Annotated in this window: 19 protein-coding genes; 9 read left to right on the forward strand and 10 right to left on the reverse strand. The window is 69.8% G+C overall.

The annotated features are described in order from the left end of the window. Positions 1-53: 53 nt before the first annotated feature. Positions 54-1,175, reverse strand: a complete 1,122-nt coding sequence (gene femX / locus CW359_RS14040) for a peptidoglycan bridge formation glycyltransferase FemX (RefSeq protein ID WP_105970259.1) — start codon at positions 1,173-1,175, stop codon at positions 54-56. Positions 1,176-1,326: 151 nt separating this feature from the next. Next, a complete protein-coding gene (locus CW359_RS14045; protein ID WP_105970260.1) occupies positions 1,327-1,641 on the reverse strand; it encodes a hypothetical protein in 315 nt (104 codons plus the stop codon). 265 nt (positions 1,642-1,906) lie between these two features. Between CW359_RS14045 and rpsF the strand changes: the two genes are divergently transcribed. The 4 genes from rpsF (at position 1,907) to rplI (ending at position 3,642) form a co-directional block, all read left to right on the forward strand. Then, a complete protein-coding gene (gene rpsF / locus CW359_RS14050; protein ID WP_006381649.1) occupies positions 1,907-2,197 on the forward strand; it encodes a 30S ribosomal protein S6 in 291 nt (96 codons plus the stop codon). 80 nt (positions 2,198-2,277) lie between these two features. Further along, complete coding sequence (locus CW359_RS14055) at positions 2,278-2,883, forward strand: single-stranded DNA-binding protein (protein WP_105970261.1); 606 nt, start codon at positions 2,278-2,280, stop codon at positions 2,881-2,883. A 57-nt stretch (positions 2,884-2,940) separates the two neighbouring features. After that, on the forward strand, positions 2,941-3,177 hold the full coding sequence (gene rpsR, locus CW359_RS14060; RefSeq protein ID WP_006381652.1) for a 30S ribosomal protein S18: 237 nt from the start codon (positions 2,941-2,943) through the stop codon (positions 3,175-3,177). 18 nt (positions 3,178-3,195) lie between these two features. Further along, positions 3,196-3,642: a 50S ribosomal protein L9 gene (gene rplI / locus CW359_RS14065; RefSeq protein WP_105970262.1), complete on the forward strand. Its 447-nt coding sequence runs from the start codon at positions 3,196-3,198 to the stop codon at positions 3,640-3,642. 191 nt (positions 3,643-3,833) lie between these two features. Here rplI and CW359_RS14070 read toward each other — a convergent pair whose 3' ends face one another. Beyond that, positions 3,834-5,177 carry an MATE family efflux transporter gene (locus CW359_RS14070; protein WP_198655212.1) on the reverse strand — a complete coding sequence of 448 codons (1,344 nt, stop codon included), beginning with the start codon at positions 5,175-5,177 and terminating at the stop codon, positions 3,834-3,836. Between the two features lie 453 nt (positions 5,178-5,630). Between CW359_RS14070 and dnaB the strand changes: the two genes are divergently transcribed. Together dnaB and CW359_RS14080 are read left to right on the forward strand one after the other, a co-directional pair. Then, positions 5,631-7,106 carry a replicative DNA helicase gene (dnaB, locus tag CW359_RS14075; protein WP_105970264.1) on the forward strand — a complete coding sequence of 492 codons (1,476 nt, stop codon included), beginning with the start codon at positions 5,631-5,633 and terminating at the stop codon, positions 7,104-7,106. A 64-nt stretch (positions 7,107-7,170) separates the two neighbouring features. After that, on the forward strand, positions 7,171-8,556 hold the full coding sequence (locus tag CW359_RS14080; protein ID WP_105970265.1) for a serine hydrolase domain-containing protein: 1,386 nt from the start codon (positions 7,171-7,173) through the stop codon (positions 8,554-8,556). A 6-nt stretch (positions 8,557-8,562) separates the two neighbouring features. On the opposite strand, the gene CW359_RS14085 is transcribed toward CW359_RS14080, so the two are convergent. Both CW359_RS14085 and CW359_RS14090 read right to left on the reverse strand, forming a co-directional pair. Beyond that, on the reverse strand, positions 8,563-9,015 hold the full coding sequence (locus CW359_RS14085; RefSeq protein ID WP_105970266.1) for a GNAT family N-acetyltransferase: 453 nt from the start codon (positions 9,013-9,015) through the stop codon (positions 8,563-8,565). A gap of 60 nt (positions 9,016-9,075) precedes the next feature. Continuing rightward, positions 9,076-9,942 carry a GNAT family N-acetyltransferase gene (locus CW359_RS14090; RefSeq protein WP_105970267.1) on the reverse strand — a complete coding sequence of 289 codons (867 nt, stop codon included), beginning with the start codon at positions 9,940-9,942 and terminating at the stop codon, positions 9,076-9,078. Between the two features lie 598 nt (positions 9,943-10,540). Here CW359_RS14090 and CW359_RS14095 point away from each other — a divergent pair. After that, the gene (locus CW359_RS14095; RefSeq protein WP_198655213.1) at positions 10,541-12,172 is read left to right on the forward strand and encodes a globin domain-containing protein; all 1,632 of its coding nucleotides are present in this window, start codon (positions 10,541-10,543) and stop codon (positions 12,170-12,172) included. 15 nt (positions 12,173-12,187) lie between these two features. Here the strand turns inward: CW359_RS14095 and CW359_RS14100 are convergent, their stop codons facing one another. The 5 genes from CW359_RS14100 to CW359_RS14120 all read right to left on the reverse strand — a co-directional run bounded on the left by CW359_RS14100 (position 12,188) and on the right by CW359_RS14120 (position 16,003). Next, entirely contained in the window at positions 12,188-12,670 is a 483-nt protein-coding gene (locus CW359_RS14100) for an NUDIX domain-containing protein (RefSeq protein WP_105970269.1), read from the reverse strand. A gap of 158 nt (positions 12,671-12,828) precedes the next feature. Further along, the gene (locus CW359_RS14105; protein ID WP_105970270.1) at positions 12,829-13,734 is read right to left on the reverse strand and encodes a LysR family transcriptional regulator; all 906 of its coding nucleotides are present in this window, start codon (positions 13,732-13,734) and stop codon (positions 12,829-12,831) included. Positions 13,735-13,958: 224 nt separating this feature from the next. After that, positions 13,959-15,128 carry a cystathionine gamma-lyase gene (locus tag CW359_RS14110; RefSeq protein WP_105970271.1) on the reverse strand — a complete coding sequence of 390 codons (1,170 nt, stop codon included), beginning with the start codon at positions 15,126-15,128 and terminating at the stop codon, positions 13,959-13,961. After that, complete coding sequence (locus CW359_RS14115) at positions 15,125-15,616, reverse strand: low molecular weight protein-tyrosine-phosphatase (RefSeq protein ID WP_105970272.1); 492 nt, start codon at positions 15,614-15,616, stop codon at positions 15,125-15,127. Before CW359_RS14115 ends, CW359_RS14110 begins: the two co-directional genes overlap by 4 nt. A 9-nt stretch (positions 15,617-15,625) precedes the next feature. Then, positions 15,626-16,003: a phage holin family protein gene (locus CW359_RS14120; RefSeq protein ID WP_105970273.1), complete on the reverse strand. Its 378-nt coding sequence runs from the start codon at positions 16,001-16,003 to the stop codon at positions 15,626-15,628. Between the two features lie 48 nt (positions 16,004-16,051). Between CW359_RS14120 and CW359_RS14125 the strand changes: the two genes are divergently transcribed. Next, positions 16,052-16,369 carry a cupin domain-containing protein gene (locus CW359_RS14125; RefSeq protein WP_105970274.1) on the forward strand — a complete coding sequence of 106 codons (318 nt, stop codon included), beginning with the start codon at positions 16,052-16,054 and terminating at the stop codon, positions 16,367-16,369. 173 nt (positions 16,370-16,542) lie between these two features. Next, entirely contained in the window at positions 16,543-16,755 is a 213-nt protein-coding gene (locus tag CW359_RS14130; protein ID WP_105970275.1) for a DUF5326 family protein, read from the forward strand. Positions 16,756-16,884 lie beyond the last annotated feature (129 nt).

Consider the following 16,884-nt stretch of genomic DNA (forward strand, 5'->3'; position numbering starts at 1 on the left):
ACCTTTCTCGTGGCTGCGATGTGTCAGAGGTACGAAACGGGAGTTCCGGAACGTCAGCGGCGCGACATGTAGATGTCGAGCGCCTTGTGGAGCAGCTTGTTGAGCGGGAAGTCCCACTCGCCGAGATACTCGGCAGCCTGCCCACCGGTGCCCACCTTGAACTGGATGAGCCCGAAGAGGTGGTCCGTCTCGTCCAGCGAGTCGGAGATGCCCCGAAGGTCGTAGACGGTGGCGCCCAGCGCGTAGGCGTCCCGCAGCATCCGCCACTGCATCGCGTTCGAGGGACGGAACTCACGCCCGATGTTGTCCGAGGCGCCGTAGGAGTACCAGACGTGCCCGCCGACGATCAGCATCGTCGCCGCCGACAGGTTCACACCGTTGTGGCGCGCGAAGTACAGCCGCATCCGGTTGGGGTCCTCGGTGTTGAGGGCCGTCCACATGCGCTGGAAGTACGACAGCGGGCGGGGCCGGAAGTGGTCGCGCACCGCGGTGATCTCGTACAGCCGCTGCCACTCCTCCAGGTCCTGGTAGCCGCCCTGGACGACCTCGACACCGGACTTCTCGGCCTTCTTGATGTTGCGGCGCCACAGCTGGTTGAAGTTCTGGTGGACCTCTTCCAGCGAGCGGTTGGCGAGCGGCACCTGGTAGACGTAGCGGGGCTGTACGTCGCCGAAGCCGGCCCCGCCGTCCTCGCCCTGCTGCCAGCCCATGCGGCGCAGCTTGTCGGCGACCTCGAAGGCGCGCGGCTCGATGAAGTCGGCCTCGGTGTCGCGCAGCCGCTTCACGTCCGGGCTCTGGATGCCCGCCTTGATCGACGTGGCCTCCCAGCGCCGGATGATCACCGGCGGGCCCATCTTCACGGAGAAGGCGCCCTGCTGCTTGAGGTGGGCCAGCATCGGCTGGATCCAGTCGTCCAGATTCGGCGCGAACCAGTTGATGACCGGTCCCTCGGGCAGATACGCGAGATACCGCTTGATCTTGGGCAGCTGGCGGTACAGCACAAGACCCGCGCCGACGATCTCGCCCGTCCGGTCGTCGAACCACCCGAGATTCTCCGAACGCCACTCGGCCTTGACGTCTGCCCAGGCCGGAACCTGCATGTGGCTCGCCGACGGCAGGCTCTGGATGTACGCCAGATGCTGCTCGCGGCTGATCGTCCTCAGGGTCAGGCTCATTCCGGGCGCTCCTCGGGCTGGTGTGTCCCCATGGGTACAGGGGCTCCGGCTCTCGCGCCGAAGCCTACTGCGCCCTGCGAGCGCCTCGACTGGCCGTACGGCACCTGCGCCCCGGCCCAGTGCCGGCCGGGGCGTCGGTGGACGGCTCGGGTCAGCCGATCACGCCGCCGAAGAGGCCGCCGTGCGCCATGCCGAGGAAGAAGCCGACCGCTGCGGCGCCGAGGCCCAGGATCAGTCCGAAGCGTTCACGGGTCGTCTCCGAGACGAACTGTCCGTACGCGCCGGTGAGGATCCCCACCAGGCCGGTCCAGGAACTGAGCAGATGCAGACTGTGGAACATCGCCGTGACGAAGGCCGTCACCCCGAGCACCAGGGTCACAGCCAGCAGGCTGTCCTGGAGGGGATGGGGTTTGCCGTCGGTGGCGAACAGGGATCCGGCGGTGTTGGGTCGCAATGCCTGTGCCATGTGGCACCTCCTGCGGAAGGCGGCGCATCGTAGCGCCGTACACACCCGATGTGTACAGATTGACGCCCAGCGGGGCCTGATTTCAACCGCAAGCCGCTGTGCGGGTACTCTGTACCGTCTGCACCGGTGTCTGCCCGGGCCGTGACGAGGAATCCCTTCCGGGAACCCCCGTTGTCAGTGGCCGCGGATACCGTTGCGTACGCATCAACAACCCTCCTGCCACGGAACGACCGTGGCCGCTGAGTCCAAAGGAGGTGGGTTCCACATGCGTCACTACGAAGTGATGGTCATCCTCGACCCCGAGCTGGAGGAGCGCGCTGTCGCCCCTCTGATCGAGAACTTCCTCTCCGTCGTCCGTGAGGGCAACGGAAAGGTCGAGAAGGTCGACACCTGGGGCCGTCGTCGTCTCTCGTACGAGATCAAGAAGAAGCCCGAGGGCATCTACTCGGTCATCGATCTGCAGGCTGAGCCCGCGATCGTCAAGGAGCTCGACCGCCAGATGAACCTGAACGAGTCGGTCCTCCGGACCAAGGTCCTCCGCCCCGAGACCCACTGAGCCTCCCGCTCAGCCGGTCCCGGGATTTCGAGTAGCAGCACCAAAAGCAGCCAGCAGCAAACCCGCCGAGAGGTTCCCCTATGGCAGGCGAGACCGTCATCACGGTCGTCGGCAATCTTGTCGACGACCCCGAGCTGCGCTTCACCCCCTCCGGTGCGGCGGTCGCGAAGTTCCGTGTCGCGTCCACCCCCCGCACCTTCGACCGCCAGACGAACGAGTGGAAGGACGGCGAGAGCCTGTTCCTGACCTGCTCGGTCTGGCGTCAGGCGGCGGAGAACGTCGCCGAGTCGCTCCAGCGAGGCATGCGCGTCATCGTGCAGGGCCGGCTGAAGCAGCGGTCCTACGAGACCACGCAGGGCGAGAAGCGCACGGTCTACGAGCTGGACGTCGACGAGGTCGGCGCCAGCCTGCGTAGCGCCACGGCCAAGGTCACCAAGACCGCCGGCGGTGCCGGACGCGGTGGCCAGGGCGGTTACGGCGGCGGTGGCGGCCAGCAGGGCGGCGGCTGGGGTGGAAACTCCGGCGGCGCTCCGCAGGGCGGCGGCGCTCCGGCCGACGACCCCTGGGCGACCGGCGCTCCCGCCGGTGGCAACCAGGGCGGCGGCGGTGGCGGTGGCGGCTGGGGTGGAAACTCCGGCGGCGGTGCCGGCGGTGGCGGCGGCTACTCGGACGAGCCCCCCTTCTAGGCCCTCGGGCCGAAGGTGGGTCGTACCCACACTTCTTGATCACACAGGAGAAACACCATGGCGAAGCCGCCTGTGCGCAAGCCTAAGAAGAAGGTCTGCGCGTTCTGCAAGGACAAGGTCCAGTACGTGGACTACAAGGACACGAACATGCTGCGGAAGTTCATTTCCGACCGCGGCAAGATCCGTGCCCGCCGCGTGACCGGCAACTGCACGCAGCACCAGCGTGACGTCGCCACGGCCGTCAAGAACAGCCGTGAGATGGCGCTGCTGCCCTACACGTCCACCGCGCGATAAGGGAAGGGTGACCGACCAATGAAGATCATCCTGACCCACGAGGTCTCCGGCCTCGGTACCGCGGGCGACGTCGTCGACGTCAAGGACGGCTACGCTCGCAACTACCTGATCCCGCGGAACTTCGCGATCCGTTGGACCAAGGGTGGCGAGAAGGACGTCGAGCAGATTCGTCGCGCTCGCAAGATCCACGAGATCCAGACCATCGAGCAGGCCAACGACATCAAGGCCCGCCTCGAAGGCGTCAAGGTCCGTCTGGCCGTCCGCTCCGGCGACGCCGGTCGTCTCTTCGGCTCCGTCACCCCGGCCGACATCGCCACGGCGATCAAGGCTTCCGGTGGCCCCGAGGTCGACAAGCGCCGCATCGAGCTGGGTGCCCCGATCAAGACGCTCGGCGCCCACGAGACGTCCGTGCGTCTGCACGCCGATGTGGCCGCCAAGGTCAACATCGAGGTCGTCGCCGCCTAAAGGCCGCGCTCGTCAAGCAGTTGTGGGGCCGCATCCTCCGGGGTGCGGCCCTTCTGCATGAGCTGAGCCCGCCCGATGTTTCACGTGAAACAGCGGCAATCCGGTCGATGTTTCACGTGAAACAAGGGAGGCGGGCGGACGTCGGTTCGGCGCCTCCACCGGACTCGACGCGCTCGGCGCTCTCCGTCCTTTCAGCGGGTGGCGCCCGTGACAACCCACCGGCCCGAACGGGCTCGCAGCCACAGGGTCAGCATGCGCACGGCCATCATGAGCGTCATCGCTCCCCAGAGCGCGGTGAGTCCGCCGCCGAGAGCCGGTACCAGCAGGGCCACCGGCGTGAAGACTGCGAGCGTGACCAGCATCGCCCGGGCCAGATACGGGCCGTCGCCCGCGCCCATCAGTACGCCGTCGAGGACGTAGACGATCCCGCAGACCGGCTGGGCCAGCGCGACCACGAGCAGCGCGGGCAACGCGGCGTCCTTGACCACGGAGTCACCGGTGAAGAGGGACAGGAACAGCGGCCTGCTGGCGATCACCAGCAGGCCGAGCACGACTCCGGTGGCGATGCCCCACTCGACCATACGGCGGCAGGCGTCGCGGGCACCCCGGGTGTCGTTCGCGCCCAGGTAGCGCCCGATGATGGCCTGCCCCGCGATGGCGATGGCGTCGAGGGCGAAGGAGAGCAGGCTCCACAGGGACAGAATGATCTGGTGTGCGGCGACGTCCGCGTCCCCGAGCCGTGCGGCGACGGCCGTGGCGATCATCAGGATCGCCCGCAGGGAGAGCGTACGGACGAGGAGCGGCGCACCCGCCTGGGCGGAGGCGCGTATCCCGGCGGCGTCGGGGCGCAGCGAGGCGCCGTGCCGGTGGGCGCCGCGGACGACGACGGTGAGGTAGGCCGCCGCCATGCCCCACTGCGCGATGACGGTGCCCCAGGCGGAACCTGCGATGCCGAGATCGGCGCCGTACACGAGGCCTGCGTTCAGGGCGGCGTTGGCGACGAAGCCCGCGATGGCCACGTACAACGGGGTTCGGGTGTCCTGCAGCCCGCGCAGAACGCCGGTGGAGGCGAGGACGACGAGCATCGCCGGGATGCCGAGTGCCGAGATCCGCAGATAGGTGATCGCGTACGGGGCCGCGGTGTCCGAGGCGCCGAAGAGGTTCACGAGTGCGGGTGCCGAGGGCAGGACGACGGCGATGACGGCGGCGCCGAGCAGGAGGGCGAGCCAGATGCCGTCCATGCCTTGGCGGATGGCGGCCTGGAGATCGCCCGCGCCGACCCGTCGGGCGACGGCGGCCGTGGTGGCGTAGGCGAGGAAGACGAAGACGCTGACGGCTGTGGTGAGGAGGACGGAGGCGATGCCGAGTCCGGCCAGCTGGGCCGTGCCGAGGTGGCCGATGATCGCGCTGTCCGCCATGACGAAGAGCGGCTCGGCGACCAGCGCGCCGAAGGCGGGGACGGCGAGTGCGACGATCTCTCGGTCGTGCCGGCGCCGGGTCGCCCTGGGTCCAGCGGGAGCCTGTGTCATGACCACCAATCTAATCTTCCACAGGTAAGAGATGCAATGTAGTTGTGACCATTACCTCTCCTCTTGGAGGGCGCGCTTCCGCGTGCCGCTGGCGGAGATCTTGGCCCGATGTGGAAACTTTTTCTCCTGCACAGCCGGTGGATGGGAAACATGCAGGTCAAAGGGGGTCGTTCGGAAGTCGCGAAAGCTTGTTCACAGGGCTGTCCACCGACTCGTGCACAGGTTTTGCGGAGTTCTCCACAGCATCCGGGCCGTCGTCCACATGGCCTGTGGATAACCAGATTGGCTGACGGTGCCCACGGGCCTACGGTGGTGCGGCGCCCACTCCGTCCCCCGGCCTCGGAAACGTCACAAAACCGACGCGCCGCAAGCGGAGTTGGGCCTCTTATTTGTCAGTGCCGTGCCGTAGAAAAGAGGGGCACGGCGAGGTCCGCTCGTCGGACGGGAGGAGGTGGCTCGGTGAGTATTTCCGAGCCCTTGGACGATCCGTGGGCCGACAGCGGTCCCAGTGATCGTCTGCCGTCCTCCCGGCAGCGCCGCGAAGGAGGCCGGAGCCGCGACGAACAGCACGACCGCGGCCGGGAGGGCGGCGCGTGGGAGAGCGAGGGCACGTCCTTCGAGCGGGTACCGCCACAGGATCTCGACGCCGAACAGTCCGTCCTCGGCGGCATGCTCCTGTCCAAGGACGCCATCGCGGATGTCGTCGAGGTCCTCAAGGGCCACGACTTCTACCGCCCCGCGCACGAGATCGTCTACGGGGCGATCCTCGACCTCTACGCGAAGGGCGAGCCGGCCGACCCCATCACGGTCGCGGCCGAGCTGACCAGACGGGGCGAGATCACCAAGGTGGGCGGCGCCCCCTATCTGCACGCGCTGGTGCAGACGGTGCCGACGGCGGCGAACGCCGAGTACTACGCGGAGATCGTGCACGAGCGCGCGGTCCTGCGGCGCCTGGTCGAGGCCGGCACCCGCATCACACAGATGGGGTACGCGGCCGACGGCGACGTGGACGAGATCGTCAACAGCGCCCAGGCCGAGATCTACGCGGTCACCGAGCAGCGCACCACCGAGGACTATCTGCCGCTCGGCGACATCATGGAGGGCGCGCTCGACGAGATCGAGGCGATCGGCTCGCGTTCGGGGGAGATGACCGGTGTGCCGACCGGGTTCACCGACCTCGACCAGCTCACCAACGGTCTCCACCCCGGTCAGATGATCATCATCGCGGCCCGTCCCGCCATGGGTAAGTCGACGCTGGCCCTGGACTTCGCCCGGGCCTGTTCGATCAAGCACAACATGCCGAGCGTGATCTTCTCCCTCGAAATGGGCCGCAACGAGATCGCCATGCGTCTGCTGTCCGCCGAGGCCCGGGTGGCCCTGCACCACATGCGTTCCGGCACGCTGACCGACGACGACTGGACCCGCCTCGCCCGCCGGATGCCGGACGTGTCGGCCGCGCCGCTGTACATCGACGACTCCCCGAACCTGTCGATGATGGAGATCCGCGCCAAGTGCCGCCGCCTCAAGCAGCGCGCTGACCTGAAACTCGTCGTGATCGACTACCTCCAGCTGATGCAGTCCGGCGGCAAGCGCTCCGAGAGCCGCCAGCAGGAGGTCTCCGACATGTCGCGAAACCTGAAGCTCCTGGCCAAGGAGCTGGAGCTGCCGGTGATCGCGCTGTCGCAGCTGAACCGTGGCCCCGAGCAGCGCACGGACAAGAAGCCGATGGTCTCCGACCTGCGTGAGTCCGGCTCGATCGAGCAGGACGCCGACATGGTGATCCTGCTGCACCGCGAGGACGCGTACGAGAAGGAGTCACCGCGCGCGGGCGAGGCCGACATCATCGTCGGCAAGCACCGAAACGGCCCGACGGCGACGATCACGGTCGCCTTCCAGGGCCACTACTCGCGCTTCGTGGACATGGCCCAGACGTAGGGCCGACCCCGCGACGAGGCCAAATGCGCTCGACGGAACGTGGCCCGGCCGGTGAACTGGCCCCATGACAACACCTCAGGACGAACTTCTCCCCGGTACCCGTCGGGCGCTGCTGCACCGGATCGCCGTCGCCCAGAGCGAGGGGCGGGCGCCGTCGTTGGTCGCGGCGGTGGTCCGGGGCGGGGAGACGGTGTGGACGGGGGCGCGCAGCTCGGTGGCCGGGCACGCGCCCGACGCCGATGTGCAGTACCGGATCGGTTCGATCACCAAGACCTTCACCGCCGTACTGGTGATGCGGCTGCGCGACGAGGGGCTCCTCGATCTCGTCGACCCGCTGGAGAAGCATCTGCCGGGCACCGGCGCGGGGGAGGCCACCATCGCCGAACTGCTCGCGCACACCGGCGGGCTGGCGGCCGAGTCGCCCGCGCCCTGGTGGGAGCGGACCCCCGGGTCGCTGCGCCCGGAGCTGGCCGACGTACTCGGGGAGCGGCCGTTGGCGCATCCCGTGGGCCGGCGCCACCACTACTCGAACCCCGGCTACACCGTCCTCGGCGCGCTGGTCGAGGAGTTGCGCGGTGCGCCGTGGGAGGACGTGCTGCGGCGTGAGGTGCTCGAACCTCTCGGGCTGCGGCGGACCGGCGGGCAGCCGCGGGCACCGCACGCGGGCGGGTGGGCGGTGCACCCCTGGGCCGATGTGCTGCTGCCCGAGCCGGTCGAGGACCTCGGCCTGATGGCGCCGGCCGGTCAGCTCTGGTCCACCGCGGGGGACCTGGCCCGCTTCGCCGTCTTCCTCGCGAAGGGCGACGACCGGGTGCTGAGCGCCGCGTCCGTCGCGGAGATGCGTACGCCGGCCGCGCCGCCCGAGCCGGCGGACGTGGCCGCGGGTTCGGCGTACGGCCTCGGTATGCAGATCCAGTACCGGGACGGCCGGCTGCTGGTCGGGCACGGCGGATCGCTGCCCGGCTTCCTGGCGAGCCTGACCATCGGGGTGGAGGACGACCTCGCGGCGGTCGTCCTGGCCAACTGCACCTCGGGTCCGCCGGTGGCCGCGGTCGCCGCCGACCTCGTACGCCTCGTCGCGGAGGCCGAGCCGCGGATTCCCGCGCCGTGGCGCCCGCTGCCCGAAGTCGACCGGTCGGTGCTGGAGTTGACGGGCCAGTGGTACTGGGGGACCGCCCCCTATGTCCTGCGGCTGTCGGCCGACGGGGGCGTCACGCTCGGGCCCCTGTCCGGCACCGGCCGCCGCTCGCGCTTCCGGGCGAACGGGGACGGCACCTGGACCGGCCTCGACGGCTACTTCGCCGGAGAGCCCCTGCGGGCCGTACGGCGGCCGAACGGAAGCGTGGACCACCTGGACCTCGGGTCGTTCGTCTTCGTGCGTCAGCCGTACGAGGAAGGGGCTTCCGTGCCGGGTGGGGTGGACCCGCAGGGATGGCGCGGGATCGGATAGGCGCCGTCAGAGCTGGAGCTTGAAGCCCACGTGCGAGGGCGCGAAACCGAGCCGTTCGTAGAAGCGGTGGGCTTCCGTACGGGTGACGTCCGAGGTCAGCTGGACCAGCCGGCAGTTCTCGCGGCGTGACATGTCGATGGCCCACTCGATGAGCCGCGTGCCCAGGCCGCTGCCGCGTTCGGCGGCGTGGACACGCACCCCTTCGACGATCGACCGGGTCGCGCCCTTACGGGACAGCCCGGGAACGATCGTCAACTGCAGCGTGCCGACGACCCGGCCCTCGCGGACCGCGACGACCAGATGCTGGTTCGGGTCCGCGGCCAGACGGTCCAGTGCGGTCAGATACGGGGTCAGGTCGTCCGGTGACTCGCGCCGCGCGCCCAGCGGGTCGTCGGCGAGCATGCCGACGATCGCGGGCACGTCCTCCGTCGTCGCGGGTCGTATCTCCAGCTCTCCCATGGCCGCAGCCTATGCGGGCGGGCGCCCTGCGGCGCTCGCCGTCTGCCGCGCCGAGGGCCTTCAGCCCGCGGCGACCGTCAGGGGCGCGAAACGGCGCGTCCAGTCACCCGGCAGCTCCGGGATCCCGTACGTCATCACCGAGTTGAAGCCCGTTGACGCCAGCCCGCGCTCCTTCGCCCACGCCAGCAGTTCCTCGTGCCGTACGTCGATGTCCGTACGCAGCGGGCGGTCGGTGCGGGCGGCCAGCGAGCCGAGGAGTGCCTTCGCCGTCTCGGTGTCGCGGGCGATCAGCGGACCGACGACATGGGCGCCCATGTTGGGCCAGACACCCGCGTAGCCGATGATCCGGCCGTTCTCCTCGGCGACGCGCAACTGGTCGGCGAAGGCGGGCAGCCGGGTGACGATGTGCGTGCGGTCGGTGCCGAACACCTCCTCGTCCAGCCGGACGATCGTGGCGAGATCCTCGGCCGTGGCCGCGCGCGTGCCCACCTCCGGCTCCCGCCCCTGCGGTGTGAAGCGCCCGCGGACCGTCTCGGCCCTGCCGGTGACCTTGAAGCCGAGTTCCTCGTAGAGCGGGCGGCCGTACGGGGTCGCGTGCAGCGTCAGCGGTGTGGTGCCCATCGCGGTGACCACATGCCGCATCAGCCGCCGTCCGACGCCCTGACGGGCATGCCGCTCGGCGACCAGCACCATGCCGATGGCGCCCAAGTCGGGGTCTCCGTAAGGCCCGTACTCGGTGACGACGCATGCGGTGACCAGTCCGCCGCCGGGGTCGTCGATGCCGTAGCCCTTCCCGGCCGTGAGGAGGAACCCCCACTTGTGCTCCTCGCGGGGCCAGCCCCGGTCCTCGGACAGGTCGGCGCAGGCGGCGAGATCACGGTGCGTCAGACGGCGGATGGGCAGATCAGCGAGGGAAGGAGTCGGCACGCAGGTCAGGCTGTCCGACCGGCGACCCTGACGTCCACCTGTTTGGGTACGGACGCACGCTCTTTTGGCCATGTCGTGCCGGTCCGTGCAGTGCGTGGACAGATGTTTCACGTGAAACGTCGGGCATCGGTCATCGGGTGACAGGCCCGGGCCTCGACTGAATTGGTGTGCGGCGCCCGGAAATTGAGGGAATTCATGGTTCGCCCGTTGCTCGTTCATGGTGAAGAAGGGCGGGAACTTGTGCGCGCGGCGACGGCCGGTATGGTCGACTCCGGTTCTCGTCCGCATCGGGGTGCGTATCTCTCGCGCGCGGCTGGAGCAGGGCAATGCAGCCTAACGGGACGGAGAGATCGAAGACTCGCATTTCCGGTTACACGGTGGAGGTGTTCGTCCACAGTGGGACGCTGCGGTGAGAGCGCTGCGGCGATTGTCACACTCTGGCGTTATTTGTCCGTACGGGGCGGTAATCCGGATTGAATATGGCCGCGTTGGACAGGGGCCCAACGGGGAAAAGCAAGCCGTCAGCGGGGGCACGCGGGCACATTCCGACCGAGGAAGTGCGCAGACCGACCGAAAGATGTTCGAGGCGAGGCAGACCATGGACGCTCCGACCACCACGTCCGCCGACAACGGCACTTCCGGCGGCAGCGGCGGGAGCGGCTGGTTCAAGCCGCGCAAACAGCCCGAGACGCCTCAGGGCGGCGAGCAGGAGCCGGCGGAAGGCAGCCGACTGGCCGCGCTGCGCCCCGTGGGCAGGCCCGGTACGGGCGGCCCCCCGAGCCCCTCGCTGAACGACAGTGCCCGCCCGGCAGGACCCCCGCCGGAGCAGGAACGAATACCCGCGCCATCGGCCCCCGAGCCCCCGGCGATGCCTCCGCCGCCCGCGCCCTTGCCTCCGCTGCCCCTGTCACCCGCCTCCCCGCTTCCGGCACCTTTCGCTCCTGCGCCGCCGACCACGGACGTCCCGGTGCCCGCGCCCTTCGCCCCAGGGCCACTGGCTCCCGTACCCCCGGCTCCCGCACCCGAGTCCGCTCCCCCCGCGGCGCCTGCGGCCCCTGCCCTCGCCCGTCCGGAGCCGGTCCCCGTGGCGGCCACCCCGGAGCCCCTCCAGGAGGCGTCCTCGGACGCGGTGCTCATCCGGCGGACCATGGCCGTGGTCGGCCCGGTCGCCGACAAGACCACCTCCTACTTCTACGCGCTGCTCTTCGTACGCCACCCCGAACTGCGCTCCCTGTTCCCGGCCGCGATGGACACCCAGCGGGACCGGCTGCTCAAGGCGCTGCTCACCGCCGCCGAGCACATCGACAACACCGAGGTCCTCGTCGCCTATCTGCAGAACCTCGGCCGGGGCCACCGCAAGTACGGCACCCGGCCCGAGCACTACCCGGCCGTCGGGGAGTGCCTCATAGGCTCACTGAGCCGGTACGCCGCCGAGATCTGGAACCCGGAGACCGAGGCCGCCTGGGTCCGGGCGTACACGACGATGTCGCAGGTGATGATCGACGCGGCGGCCGTCGACGAACTGCGCGCCCCGGCCTGGTGGTACGGCGAGGTCGTCTCGCACGATCTGCGGACCCCGGACATTGCCGTCCTCACCGTCCGGCCCGACCAGCCCTACCCGTTTCTCGCCGGGCAGTACGCGAGCCTGGAGACGCCGTGGTGGCCCCGGATCTGGCGGCACTACTCCTTCGCCTCGGCGCCCCGCTCCGACGGCCTGTTGACGTTCCATGTGAAGGCGGTGCCCGCGGGCTGGGTCTCCAGCGCGCTGGTGCACCGCGCCCGGCCCGGCGACATCGTCCGGCTCGGCCCGCCCGCCGGCACGATGACCGTCGACCACACCACCGACAGCGGCCTGCTCTGCCTCGGCGGGGGCACCGGCATCGCGCCCATCAAGGCACTGGTCGAGGACGTCGCCGAACACGGTGACCGGCGGCGGGTCGAGGTGTTCTACGGCGCCCGTACGGACGTCGACCTGTACGACATCGACACCCTGCTGCGCCTCCAGCAGAGCCATTCCTGGCTCGCCGTGCGCGCGGTCATCGACCAGCAGGCGCATCTCCAGCTGCCTGACGCCGTCCGGGAGTACGGGCCCTGGTACGGGTACGACGCCTATCTGTCGGGCCCGCCCGGAATGATCCGCAGTGGTGTGGACGCGCTGCGGCGAGCCGGATTCCCCGCGGACCGCATCCGCCACGACTCGGTGGAGGAACTGGTCGTCACCGGGGACTGACCCGACCGCGCACGGTCAGCCCAGGTCGGGCGCGTGCATCGCCCGTACGCCCTCGATGTTCCCGTCCAGGTAGTGGCGCAGGGACAGCGGTACGAGGTGGACGGAGGCGATGCCGACCCGGGTGAAGGGGATGCGGACGATCTCGTACTCGCCGCAGGGCTCGTCGATCTCGGGGCCGTGGCGCAGCGAGGGGTTCATGGACTCCAGGTGGCAGACGAAGAAGTGCTGCACCTTCACGCCCGTGGCGCCGCCGTCCGCGCCGATGTGCTCGACGGTGTCCACGAAGCAGGGGACCACGTCGGTGATCTTGGCGCCCAGCTCTTCGTGCACTTCACGGTGGAGGGCGTCGACGACGGTCGTGTCGTCCGGTTCGACCCCGCCGCCCGGAGTGAGCCAGTAGGGATCGATCCCCGGCTTGGTCCGCTTGATGAGGATCAGGTCGTCGCCATCGAGCAGGATGGCGCGTGCGGTGCGCTTGACCACGGGTCGGACGGTCATGGGAGGAATGTGGCCCGGCTGGTTCCACGTGAAACATGCCGGGTCCCCACGAAGCGCTCTTGGCCGGGTAAAAGGCTGGACCCATACGAACGAAATGCGATGTTTCACGTGAAACATCACAGAGGCCGGCAGAAGGATCACGGCGATCCGGGCCGGGCTCAGTCCCAGTCGACGGCCGCGCGCTGGAGCCATTCGTGCGCCCGCGCGATATGGGGCATCGCCAGCGTGCCCGTGCGGACCACCAGGAAGTACGTCCGCAAGGGGGGCACCGGCGGATCGAGCAGGGCGACCACCTCGCCGCGCTCCAGCGCGGGCGCGCACAGATAGCGGGGCAGTACCGCGAGTCCCGCGCCCGCCGTGGCGCAGGCGAGCACCGCGCGCAGGTCGGGCACGATGACGGTGCCGGAGGCCGCCGGGCGGGAGTCGAAGACGGAGGCCCAGTAGCGGGCGATGAAGGGCAGCGACTCGTGGACCTCCACCACGGGGAGGTTCTCCAGGACGGACGCGCCCTTGCGGCGCAGCTTGCCGGGTCCGAAGTGGCCCGCCCAGCGCGGGGCGGCGACCAGGACGTGCTCCTCGTCGCAGAGCGCAGTCGCCGTGAGCAGGGAGCCGCGCGGACGGGCCGTACTGATGGCCAGATCGTGGTGTCCGGCGGACAGCCCCTCCAAGGTCTCCTCGGCGTTGCCGAAGGAGGCGCGCAGCGCGAAGCTCTGGCCGTCGTCCCCGGTCAGTTCGGTGAGGGCGGGCAGTGCCCGCTCCGCGGTGAACTCGGGTGGCCCGGCCAGGTGCAGTGTGCGGACGGAGGAGTCCTCCTCCAGCCCGGTCTCGGTGATCTCCACGAGCGCGTCGAGATGCGGCGCGGCCTTGTGCGCGAGTTCGTCGCCGATGGTCGTGGGGGTCACGCCACGGGCCTGACGCAGGAACAGCGGGCGTCCCAGCTGCCGTTCCAGGGTCCGGATCTGCGAGGTGACGGCAGGCTGTGAGAGGCCGAGCAGGGTGGCGGCACGGGTGAAGGACCCGGCGCGGTGGACGGTCACGAAGGTGCGCAGCAGGGCCAGATCCATGGCGCGCTTCCCTTCTCTGCCCTTCTCCCGGCCGTCCGGCCGGGCCCAACTATAAATAAGTCGATAGGTCTCTGTCGCTACAGTGATTGGACACTGACACAGAGTCAACTAGCCTTGCTTGCGCGGTTCTTCGCGCGCGGAACCGCGGCGGTCCGAGCCACGAGGGGGGAGGCTCGGACCGCCGTCGCCCCGGCGGGAGCACCTCTTCGCCCCGCGCCCGGCGGTCACTCCGCCGACTCCTCAAGCGCCCGCAGCACATCCGCCACCAGGTCGCCCTCGTCCTCGGCGCCGACCGAGAGGCGGACGAAGCCCTCGGGCACGGCGTCCCCGCCCCACCTGCCGCGCCGCTCCGCCGTGGACCGCACTCCGCCGAAGCTCGTCGCGTCGTCCACGAGCCGCAGCGCGTCGAGAAAACGGTCGGCACGCGCGCGCGTGGGCAGCACGAAGGAAACCACGCACCCATAGCGCCGCATCTGCCGTGACGCGATCTTGTACGAGGGGTCCTCCGGCAGTCCCGGATAGCGCAGCCCGGTCACCCCGGGCCGGCCGCGCAGGGCCTCGGCGAGAGCCAGCGCGGTGGTGTCCTGCCGGTCGACCCGCAAGGGGAGCGTGGCGATCGACCGGTGCGCGAGCCAGGCCTCCATGGGCCCGGGAATCGCCCCGACGATCTTGCGCCACCGCCGTACGGTGGCCATCGCGGCGGCGTCCGCGCCGGTGACGTAACCCAGCAGTACGTCGCCGTGCCCGGTGAGCTGCTTGGTCCCGCTGGCCACGGAGAAGTCGGCGCCCAGCTCCAGCGGGCGCTGGCCGAGCGGTGTCGCCAGGGTGTTGTCGACGGCCACGAGACAGCCACGCGCGTGTGCCGCCCCGGCGAGCCGCCGTACGTCGCACACGTCGAGCCCCGGGTTCGACGGGGTCTCGATCCACAGCAGCCGCGCGCCGTCGAGGACGTCCAACTGGGCGTCGCCGCGGGTCGGGGCCGTGCGCACCTCGATGCCGTACGCCTCCAGTTGGGCCCGCACCAGCGGCAGCGCCTGGTAGCCGTCGCCGGGCAGGACGACGGTGTCCCCGGTGCGCAGCTGGGAGAAGAGCACCGACGAGACGGCGGCCATCCCGGAGGCGAAGACGAGCGTCTCCACGCCGTCCCGCCCCGGAGCCTCCAGCTCGCCGATGGCGCGCTCCAGCAGGGTCCAGGTGGGGTTCTCGTCGCGGCCGTAGGTGTACGGGCCGCTGGGGGCGCCTGGGAGGTGGTAGTGGGCCGCGAACACCGGGCCGGGGAGGGCCGGTTCGTGCTTGACCGGCTCGGGCAGCCCCGCCCGTACCGCGCGCGTGCCGTCACCCACACCCGGGTTCGCACGCACGCCCGAATCCTCGTCCGCAGCCGCCTCGCTCATGCCGCCCGTCCCTCCACTTCCGTCCGTACCGCGGCGAGCAGGCCCTCGCTCGCCGCCTCCACCATCTCAAGGCACTCCTCGAAGCCGTCGACACCCCCGTAGTACGGGTCCGGGACGTCGAGGTCGCCGCCCGCGGCCGGATCGTAGGAACGCAGCAGCCGCACCTTCTCGGCGTCCTCAGGAGTGGGCGCGAGGCGGCGCAGTGCCTTCAGGTGGCCCGCGTCAAGGGCTATCACCAGGTCCAGACGGGCGAACCACGCGGCCTGGAACCGCCGGGCCGCGTGGTCGCCCTCGTAACCGGCCGCCGTCAGCACGGAGACCGTGCGCGGGTCCGCGCCGTCGCCCTCGTGCCAGCCGCCCGTGCCGGCACTGTCGACCTCGACCAGGCCGGCCAGCCCGGCCTCCGCCACCCGCGCGCGGAAGACGGACTCGGCCATCGGGGAGCGGCAGATGTTGCCGGTGCAGACGAAACAGACGCGATAGGGCATCGGGCGTCCTCAGTCCTCGTCGGGCAGGACGATGTGCAGCGCCCAGGAGACGATCGAGATGATCAGACCGCCCAGGACGGCCGTCCAGAAGCCCTCGACATGGAAGCTCAGGTCGAACTTGTCGGCCAGCCATGAAGTGAGCAGCAGCATCAGGGCGTTGACCAGCAGGGTGATCAGGCCGAGCGTGAGAATGAACAGCGGGAAGGTGAGCACCTTCACGATCGGCTTGACCAGGAAGTTCACCAGGCCGAACAGGAGCGCGACGACAACCAGCGTCCCGATCTTCTTGCCCGTGCTGTCACCGGTCAGGGTGATCTTGTCCAGCACCCACACGGCCACGCCGAGGGCGCCCGCGTTGGCGATCGTCTTGACTACGAAATTCTTCATGTGTCTGATCGTGGCAGACGAGATCGGTTACGAGTGTGGGCGAGGGCGATGAAGGCATTCCGGTTGGATGAACTGGAGGCGGAACGTGCCGCCAACGACGGCGCCTACCTGCAGTTCCTGCGCGAACGGAACATGTCGGTCGGCCTGTACGCCCTGGACGCGGGCGAGCACGACCCGCAGCAGCCCCACAGCCAGGACGAGGTGTACTTCGTGGTGAGCGGACGGGCCGCGATCACCGTCGGCATGGAGACGACCCAGGTGGCGCGCGGCAGCGTCGTGTACGTACCGGCCGGGGTGGCCCACAAGTTCCACCACATCAGCGAGGATCTCCGGGTCATGGTGGTCTTCTCTCCGCCCGAGAGCTGACCCGCCGCCTCAGGGTTCCCTAGGGGATCGATCAGGGGAGGACAAGGGATGCGAGGCCCCCGCCGGGCCGCCCTCCGGCCCTAGCATCGAAAGCGGAACATCGAATGTCCCGGCACGAGCGATGGGCACAGGCCCCGGCGGATGCGACGGGCCGAGCAGTGAGGAAAAGGGCGATGCGAGAGATCTTCGCGGGAATGCCGTGGTGGGTTAAGTGGGTCGCGGTGCCGGTCATCGCCCTCGTCGTGTTCGGCGGGCTGATAGCGACCGTCGTCGGCTTCGTCGTCGGCCTGCTCTTCAAGGCACTGGTCTTCGTCGCCCTGGTCGGCGGACTCATCTACGTCGTACGGAAGTTCACGTCGAGTTCGTCCTCGCGCAGCGACTGGTGACGGCCGAGGGGCGATCGGCGTACGCGGGACGGTGAGCGGGACGACGAGGGTGCCGGTAACAGGTTTCGCCGGTTCCCTCGGGCGGGGGAAGTTTCCCGTACGGGCCGTCTGCGCGCGGTGACAGGCCGT

The sequence above is a fragment of the Streptomyces geranii genome, assembly GCF_002954775.1.
In the GTDB taxonomy this organism is placed as follows: Bacteria; Actinomycetota; Actinomycetes; order Streptomycetales; family Streptomycetaceae; genus Streptomyces; species Streptomyces geranii.

Coding starts and splice junctions, on each gene's coding strand:
- CW359_RS14080 (WP_105970265.1), top strand. CDS start 7,171: ATGACAACACCTCAGGACGAACTTCTCCCCGGTACCCGTCGGGCGCTG.
- CW359_RS14120 (WP_105970273.1), bottom strand. CDS start 16,003: ATGAAGAATTTCGTAGTCAAGACGATCGCCAACGCGGGCGCCCTCGGC.
- rpsF (WP_006381649.1), top strand. CDS start 1,907: ATGCGTCACTACGAAGTGATGGTCATCCTCGACCCCGAGCTGGAGGAG.
- CW359_RS14115 (WP_105970272.1), bottom strand. CDS start 15,616: ATGCCCTATCGCGTCTGTTTCGTCTGCACCGGCAACATCTGCCGCTCC.
- CW359_RS14130 (WP_105970275.1), top strand. CDS start 16,543: ATGCGAGAGATCTTCGCGGGAATGCCGTGGTGGGTTAAGTGGGTCGCG.
- CW359_RS14085 (WP_105970266.1), bottom strand. CDS start 9,015: ATGGGAGAGCTGGAGATACGACCCGCGACGACGGAGGACGTGCCCGCG.
- rpsR (WP_006381652.1), top strand. CDS start 2,941: ATGGCGAAGCCGCCTGTGCGCAAGCCTAAGAAGAAGGTCTGCGCGTTC.
- CW359_RS14105 (WP_105970270.1), bottom strand. CDS start 13,734: ATGGATCTGGCCCTGCTGCGCACCTTCGTGACCGTCCACCGCGCCGGG.
- CW359_RS14100 (WP_105970269.1), bottom strand. CDS start 12,670: ATGACCGTCCGACCCGTGGTCAAGCGCACCGCACGCGCCATCCTGCTC.
- CW359_RS14045 (WP_105970260.1), bottom strand. CDS start 1,641: ATGGCACAGGCATTGCGACCCAACACCGCCGGATCCCTGTTCGCCACC.
- CW359_RS14055 (WP_105970261.1), top strand. CDS start 2,278: ATGGCAGGCGAGACCGTCATCACGGTCGTCGGCAATCTTGTCGACGAC.
- CW359_RS14125 (WP_105970274.1), top strand. CDS start 16,052: ATGAAGGCATTCCGGTTGGATGAACTGGAGGCGGAACGTGCCGCCAAC.
- CW359_RS14095 (WP_198655213.1), top strand. CDS start 10,541: ATGGACGCTCCGACCACCACGTCCGCCGACAACGGCACTTCCGGCGGC.
- rplI (WP_105970262.1), top strand. CDS start 3,196: ATGAAGATCATCCTGACCCACGAGGTCTCCGGCCTCGGTACCGCGGGC.
- CW359_RS14110 (WP_105970271.1), bottom strand. CDS start 15,128: ATGAGCGAGGCGGCTGCGGACGAGGATTCGGGCGTGCGTGCGAACCCG.
- femX (WP_105970259.1), bottom strand. CDS start 1,175: ATGAGCCTGACCCTGAGGACGATCAGCCGCGAGCAGCATCTGGCGTAC.